General features: G+C 59.9%; 6 protein-coding genes. 1 reads left to right on the forward strand and 5 read right to left on the reverse strand.

Going from position 1 to position 7,588, the window contains the following annotated elements; genetic code table 11:
- Positions 1-19 precede the first annotated feature (19 nt).
- Genes HF854_RS02235 through HF854_RS02250 form a run of 4 tightly spaced genes read right to left on the reverse strand, consistent with a single transcriptional unit; the run spans position 20 to position 5,022 of the window.
- Complete coding sequence (locus HF854_RS02235) at positions 20-1,945, reverse strand: oxidoreductase (RefSeq protein WP_168934810.1); 1,926 nt, start codon at positions 1,943-1,945, stop codon at positions 20-22.
- A 39-nt stretch (positions 1,946-1,984) separates the two neighbouring features.
- Positions 1,985-2,761, reverse strand: a complete 777-nt coding sequence (locus HF854_RS02240) for an N-acyl homoserine lactonase family protein (protein ID WP_168934811.1) — start codon at positions 2,759-2,761, stop codon at positions 1,985-1,987.
- Between the two features lie 11 nt (positions 2,762-2,772).
- Positions 2,773-3,618, reverse strand: coding sequence for an amidohydrolase family protein (locus tag HF854_RS02245; protein ID WP_168934812.1), 846 nt, complete (start codon positions 3,616-3,618; stop codon positions 2,773-2,775).
- A 12-nt stretch (positions 3,619-3,630) separates the two neighbouring features.
- The gene (locus tag HF854_RS02250; RefSeq protein WP_240937630.1) at positions 3,631-5,022 is read right to left on the reverse strand and encodes an SLC13 family permease; all 1,392 of its coding nucleotides are present in this window, start codon (positions 5,020-5,022) and stop codon (positions 3,631-3,633) included.
- A 278-nt stretch (positions 5,023-5,300) separates the two neighbouring features.
- Here HF854_RS02250 and HF854_RS02255 point away from each other — a divergent pair, with 278 nt between their 5' ends.
- Positions 5,301-7,229 (forward strand): sigma-54 interaction domain-containing protein, encoded by a 1,929-nt coding sequence (locus HF854_RS02255; protein WP_168934814.1) that lies wholly within the window; start codon positions 5,301-5,303, stop codon positions 7,227-7,229.
- Positions 7,230-7,397: 168 nt separating this feature from the next.
- Here HF854_RS02255 and HF854_RS12495 read toward each other — a convergent pair.
- Positions 7,398-7,588: hypothetical protein (locus HF854_RS12495; RefSeq protein ID WP_205905997.1), on the reverse strand; the 191-nt coding region annotated here is incomplete at its 5' end.

Below are 7,588 nucleotides of genomic sequence, written 5' to 3' on the forward strand. Positions count from 1 at the left end.
GTGTTTCCCGGGCGATGGGTTAGATGGTTTCGGCTGTGGCCGTGGCCTGCCAGACCGCATCACAGATGCGCGTCCCGCCGTGACAGTCGCCGATGCTGTGGACAGGCACGGCCATGCCGCGCAGGGCTTCGGCAAGCGCCGTACGGGGGCGGTAGCCCGTAGCCAGCACGATGCGGGAACAGGGCAGGTGCTCTTCGGCATGTCCCGTCCTGCACAGGACGGCTTCCCCTTCCCCGATGCGGTCGACCCGGCAGGAGGTCAGCGTCCTGATGCCGTATTCCTTCAGATGCAGGAGCATGACGGCCCGGGAACGGGGCTCGATGTCCATGCAAAGATCCTCGCGCATCTCTGCCACCAGAGGATGGCAGCCGTTTCGGGCAAGGAAGAGCGCCGTCTCGCAGCCGACCAGTCCGCCGCCGATGATGAGGACGTCCTGTCCGGGGGCGGGCCCCTGCTGCTGCAGGACCTGTTCCGCAAGAAGGAAACGTTCCGGTGCAAGCCCGGGGATGGGCGGGATGACGGGCTCGGAGCCGACAGCCAGCAGCACGACGTCCGGTGCCAGTTCGGACACCAGTGAGGGCGTGGCCTTGGTGGAGCAGCGGATGTCGGCGCCCAGATCCCGGGCCTGCCGTTCCAGCCAGACGGCGTAGCCTGCCAGCTCTTCCTTGAACGGAGGCCGGGCCGCAAGAGGGATCTTGCCGCCGCAGGCGGCCTCTTTTTCCAGGACCGTGACCCGGTGGCCCCGCCGGAGTGCCGTACAGGCAGCCACGAGCCCGGCCGGACCGGCACCGACGATGAGGACATGCCGCGGGCTGGCGACCCGGCGCGGCAGGGGGCGGTATTCATTGCCCACACGGGGATTGACGGCACAGCAGATGTCGAGCCCGCGGGACAGGCGGCCGATGCAGCCTTCGTTGCAGCCTATGCAGGGACGGATGTCTTCCTCCCTGCCCTGCAATGTCTTGAGCGGCAGTTCGGGATCGGCCAGCAGGGCGCGCCCCATGACCACGAAATCGACCTTTCCGGCCGCGATGAAGCTGTCGGCCAGGGAAGCGGACGTGATCCTGCCGATGCCGATGACGGGCCTGGAGGCCTGGATGGCCTGCCGTACGGCTGCCGCCTTTTCGATATGCGTGCCCCGGGGCAGGGCCAGGGGCGGCGTCACCCACATGCCGCCTTCCCGCATGCCGGCCGTCACGTCGAAGGCGTCGATGTCCTCCCGGGCCAGGATGCGTGCTGCGGCCACGCCGTCTTCCAGCGTCAGGCCTCCGCTGACGGGTTCCGCCACACCGAGGCGCAGGATGATGGGGAAGTCCGGTCCGACAGCCGCCCTGACGGCCCGGATGGCCTCCACGGTGAAGCGGACGCGATTCTCCAGGCTGCCTCCGTAGCCGTCCTGCCGGGCATTGGTGAAGGGCGAAAGGAACTGCTGGGGCAAATAGCCGTTGCCCGCATGCAGCTCCACGGCGTCGAAGCCCGCTTTCTGGGCCCGCAGGGCCGCGCCGGCATAGTCACGCAGGACCCTGTCGATATCTTCCTGCCGCATGGCGCTGGTCTCGTCATTGCCGAAACGGGTCACCGAGGGCGAAAGGAGCGGCAGGCCGGTCACGGCCCGGGAGGTCTGTCTGCCGGCATGGCACAGCTGGACGGCGATGCGGGCCCCCGCCGCGTGGACGGATTCCACCAGACGCCTAAGGCCGGGCAGCAGGCCGTCGTCATCGATACCGAGCTGATGCGGGAAGCTCTTGCCGTCGGGGCTGATGTAGGTGGCTTCCGTGATCAGGAGACCGGCACCGCCTTTGGCCCTTTCCTGGTGGTAGGCCACCAGCCTGTCGGTCACTTCGCCCCGGGTGGAACAGTAGTTCGTCACCATGGCGGGGAAGACGATGCGGTTGCGCAGTTCCAGCCGTCCCATGCGGGCCGGGAGCAATGTCGTATATGTCATGTTCGTTCCTTGACTGTATGGCCGGTCATGCCCTGGATGTCAGATGATGCGGTAGACGCCGGGGGCCACCTGGGGATGGCGTTCCGTGATGGCCGGGTCGTGTCCGGGCAGGATGTCGTCCGCGGATCGGGTCATCCGGCTGACGGTCTCGAGGGCCTGGAGGGCTTCGGTGACATCATAGTGAATGCCGCAGGGGGTCATCTCGCTGATGTTCCGGTAACGCGGGACGACATCGCTGCAGATGATCTTCGTCCCGCCTTCGGTCTCCACCGCCACGGACATCAGGCCGGGCGTATGGCCGCCCGTCCTCAGGCAGGTGATGCCTTCGCAGATCTCCTCGCGTTCATCGTGGACCAGATGGACCCGTCCGGAAAAATGCAGGTGGAGCAGATGCTCGATGGCCTTGAAGTTGTAGTGCTGCGCATAGGTCGTAAAGCGCATCAGGGGGCCGGTCACATATTCCAGTTCCTTCTGGTGCACATGATAGCGGGCATTGGGATAGAACTCGTCGCCTGCGTAGTGGTCCCAGTGCAGGTGCGACAGGATGACATGGCGCACGTCCTCGGGACGGACATTGATACGGTCGAGCAGCTCAAGGGGGCCTTCCTTGACCTGATAGGGGATCTTCATCTCGTCAAGGCATCGCTGGGTGAACGACTGGTCGACCAGGATGGGGCCTTCCTTCTCGTCCAGGATGCACCAGAAGAAGAACTGGGTGCACAGGGATTCCTTGATGTCGGGACGCATGTAGAAATGGTTGGGGATGACGACAGGCTTCTGGCCGGCGGTGAGGGCATAGATGGTACGGGATGACATGGCAAGGCTCCTTAGGCGTTGTGCAGGGAATGGCCGATGAGGTGCAGGGCGTTCTTGTGGAGCATGTTGTCCCGGGCTTCGTCCGAGAGCCCGAGGCGGCCGATCTGCTCCAGGGCCTTGTCCACATCCACGAAAGGATTGGCGCTGGAAAAGACGAAGCGGTCGGCAAGGCAGTCATTGGCGGCTTTGACATAAAGCTCGCCACCCGGTTTGTTGATGGACGAGGAAAAGTCCAGGTAGATGTTGCGGTGCCGCAGGCAGACGGCGATGGTCTCGCCGGCCCAGGGATAGCCGCCGTGGCTGACCAGGATGCGCAGGTCCGGGAAATCGGTGGCGACCTTGTCCAGGGCCGCAGGCGATGTGGGGCTCAGCAGGACGCCGGGCATGTGGGGCGACAGGCCCGCGGTGACGAGGAGCGGCAGGTCATGGTCGCAGCACAGGGCGTACAGCGGATAGTAGCGGGCATCGTCCAGAGCGCAATGGGCCATGGCCGGTTCGATGGATGCCCCCAGGCTGCGCCCTTCGGCAAAAGCTTGCCGCATGGCCTTGTAGGCCCGCATCCCCTTGTGCGGATCATAGCCGTAGATGCCGATGAAAAGGTCGGGGAAGGCCGCTACGCAGGCATCCACAAGCCCATTGGAGGAAGGGCTGGCATAGGTGCTTTCGATATCCCTGCCCGAGACAAGGGCCTTGCTGATGCCAAGCGAGGCCAGCTGGGCCGCACAGGCCGCAAGGGACTGGGTGGGCTTCCGGTCGAAGTGCGTGAGTTCGACATACTCCGCGTAGACCGGGTTGCGGGTAAAGGTCGCCATCCATTCGGGCGTATTGGGTCTGTATCTGCAATCGATGATGTTCATGGCCATTTCTCTTTACTTGAGGAAACCGATCATCTTCCAGTAGGGCACGAGTATCAGGGGGATGAAGAACGCGAAGGCCACCATTCGGATGGCGAAAGCGCCCATGATGTGGCGCAGGGTGACGGCGCCGCTCATGAAGGTGTACAGCAGGTAGCCGATCTCATAGGGGAAGAGCAGCTGGTCCAGACCGTACAGCAGGGCGTAAACGAGGGTATAGGGGTCCATGCCCAGGCTGACGGCCAGCTGTGCCAGCGGGCTGCCCAGGGCCCCGACGGCCGCCATGGGGGTCATCAGGAAGTTCACGATCACGCCCAGCACATAGGAGAAGCTGATGGCCATGACCGCGCCGCGTCCTTCAAACAGGGAAGACATGTGGGCCGAGATCCACTTGGGGATGTTCAGGTCCTGCGCCACGGCACCGATGGACATGCAGGCCGCCAGGAAGATGAGGAACGAAAGGTTGACCTTGCGCAGATCCTGCTCGGTAGCCAGGTTCATGCCGGGCATGAAGCAGGCCATGCCCACCAGGGCAAAGACGAACGCGCCGGGGAGATGGTGCCACTGTTCGGTCACGAAGGCGATGAAGCCGATGGACAGCACCAGGAAGATCTTGATTTCATCAGCGGAGACGGGCCCCATCTCCTTCAGGCGTTCCTCAAGGACGGTCTTGAGGGATTCTTCGTTCTGGAGCCGCTCCTTGCCGCGGATGATGAAGACCATCATGATGGAACAGGCCATGTAGAAGATGGAGAAGGGCGCCATCTGGATGATGAAGTCGACATACTCTACGGGAACACCGGTGGTGTTGGTGACGACCTGAAGGGCAAGAAGGTTCATCTCCGTACCGGTGATGCAGAACAGGCCGGGGGCGATGGCCGCCAGATAACCGCCCATGATCAGGGCCGAGGACATGCGGGAGCGGGTGTCCACGTTGAGGGCCTGGATCAGGCCCTGGGCGATGGCGACGAAGATGACCGTGCGGGCCAGACCGGAGGGGACAAGCAGGGTCAGGATGATGCCGGCCCCCATGAGACCTATCATGGTCTTGGTGAAGGAGGAGCCCATCAGGATCATGCTGTGCAGGGCGATGCGCTTGCCGAGGCCCGTACGGTTGAGCACCTGGGCGATGATGAGGGCGGAGAAGCACATCCACGGCAGGAAGGTGCACCAGCTGGAGAAGGCGACGGCAGGCTTGGTGACAAAAAGCGCATACAGGAACGTGAGGATGGCCGCGACGATCGCGGAGGGCAGGATCTCCACGGCCCAGGCGATGACGGCCCACAGGGTGATCGCCAGGAAAAGCGGCGTCTTCGGGCTGGCGATCTCCATTTCCGGGACGGTAAAGAATACGATCAGGGGCAAGCCCAGGCTGAGAGCCCACTTCCACCAGTTACCTTGGACCATGATGACCTCCATTATAATATACCGACAAGATTGGTTTTATTTTTTCTTTCGGTAGAACGCTCTTTTTTTCACTAACATCAATAAACGTGCCATTTTAAAAAGATTATTAAAATCAGTATGTTATTAAAACAGAAATAACAAAATAAACATAATGTTGCAGATAATCTTAGACAATCTATTGAAATTATTTTATATTATTTTTGAAACATTTGAAACGCAGTGTCCATCCTGCCGGATGGGCAGGCGGGATCCGCCGTCCTTTCACAAAAGGAGTCTCCATGCACCCCGGATTTTGTGAGTCCATCATCCATGTAGGTGAGCAGCCTGCGGATTTTTGTGTCGTCACTCCGTTCAAGACGCTGGCCAAGTATGCCGAGGAGACGGCCCATCAGCTCAACATGCGGACCTGCATCGCGGTATCGAAGTTCGACAATGACGTAGAGGTCGCCCTGCACATCCTCAATACGGAAAAGATCAAGCTGCTGGCCACACGCGGGCATGCGCTCCACATCCTCAGGAATTCCACCTCCATCCCCATCCTTTCCATCGAATACTCGGCCGAGAATTTTTTCGAGACCCTCCTGCCTTTTCAGAACAGCAACATGCGTGTGGGCCATCTCTGCTTTCCCGGCCAGGGGCTCAAATTCATGCGGATAGCACAGCTGCTCGGTCTGCGGGGCTACAGGCTGGAAGTCGAGGACAGGAACAATATCGAAGCGGCCCTGAAGAAGGTCCGGGAGGAAAACATATCTCTGCTTGTGGGGGGATTTGGCCTGATAAGCAAGGCAAGGGAGGAAGGTTTCCACGCCATTCCCCTGCTTTCTGAAAATCAGGAAGCTGTCTACAAGGTGTTTTTGGAGGCAAAACACATCATAGAAATGGATGCTCTGAATATACAGAGACGAGATTTCATAAATACTGTTTTGAATATCAATCCGAATATCATCATAGTCGTAGATAAAAACTATACGATACGCTACGCGAATGACAAAGCCCAGGGGGTCTTTGGCGTCATATCGGAGCAGATCATCGGCATGGATCTGGGCAGGATATTCCCCAGGACGGATTTCTCGCGCATCATGGGAGAAAGGAAAGGTGCATCGGACTCCTTTATCCTGAAAGACATGATAAAGCGTGAGTTCCTCTTCACCATCGTCGATATCAAGCTCAAGGGGAATTTTGACGGCTATGTCCTAAGCCTGAACAATACCGTCGATATCCAGAAGAATGAACGGCAGGTGCGGCAAAACATCTACCAGAAAGGGAAGCGCCGTTACTTCATGTTCAACGACATTATCGGCGACAGTGCCGCCATCAGTCAGGCGAAGTTCATAGGGCAGCGTTTTGCGGACAGCGACGGGCCCGTGCTGCTGATCGGAGACACGGGCACAGGCAAGGAGATGTTCGCCCAGGCCATCCATGCGCACAGCCGGCGGCAGGAGGCGGCCTTTGTTTCCGTCAACTGTGCGGCCGTGCCCGAAAGCCTGCTGGAAAGCGAACTCTTTGGCTATGAGGAAGGCGCTTTTACCGGGGCCAGACGCGGGGGCAAGACGGGGCTGGTGGAGCTGGCGCATGGGGGGACCCTGTTCCTTGACGAGATAGGGGAGATGCCCTTGCGCTTGCAGGCCCGCCTGTTGCGGGTCCTGCAGAACAAGGTCGTGACCCGTCTGGGGAGCACCCGTTTCGTGCAGGTGAACGTGCGCATCATCTGTGCGACGAACAGGAACCTTTTTGCCATGGCCAGGCAGGGGCAGTTCCGGCAGGACCTGTTCTACAGGATCAATACCCTGCTGCTCAAGATCCCGTCGCTCGAAGCCCGCAGGGAAGATATCGGTCCCATCGTCCTTGCCTATCTGCGCAGGCTGCGCGGGGAAGGCTACAAAAAACTCTCGATCTCGGACGAGGCCATCGAAAAGCTGGAACAGCATGACTGGCCCGGCAATGTCCGGGAGCTGCTCCATGTGGTGGACAGGGCCATCGCTCTGGCCCGGCAGCCTGTGATCCAGGCCTCGGACATCCTCTTCGATGCGGATATCCTGGATGAGGAAGAACAGGAAACGCCTTCCGCAGGCAGGGGTGAGACGGCGTCGTGCACCCGCCTGGAAGCCGTGCTGCAAAAATACAGATACAACAAGACCCAGGCTGCCGAGGCTCTGGGCATCTCACGAACGACCTTGTGGCGCCGGATGAAGGAGTGCGGGCTGTAACGCCGCGGTCGGGGCATTCCGGGGAGATTACCAGCTTTTCAAAGTCGCATGATGGTGTTCGGAATGGGGGTCTTGGAAAGTCTTTCGTGGACAGCTGGATCGCCAAAAAAAAGAAAGCCATCCCAATGGATTGGGATGGCTTGGGGGTAAAGGCCCTGCCAGCTGAAGCTAGTTATTGCCGAACACACCTTGCTCCATTCTTTTATTGAGCAAATTATTGGGAAAACAGCGTATCAACAGGGACCCTGCAACATCGATGAACTCATCGGCAACACTATAAGCGCTAAGAGGATGTCCGGCATGTTTTTTGATTTTAAAAGGTGTGGTAATCTCGTCCCATGAAACAAACAGATTTTCGT

Origin of the sequence: Desulfovibrio piger, assembly GCF_012843875.1 — a bacterium.
Classification (GTDB): Bacteria; Desulfobacterota; Desulfovibrionia; order Desulfovibrionales; family Desulfovibrionaceae; genus Desulfovibrio.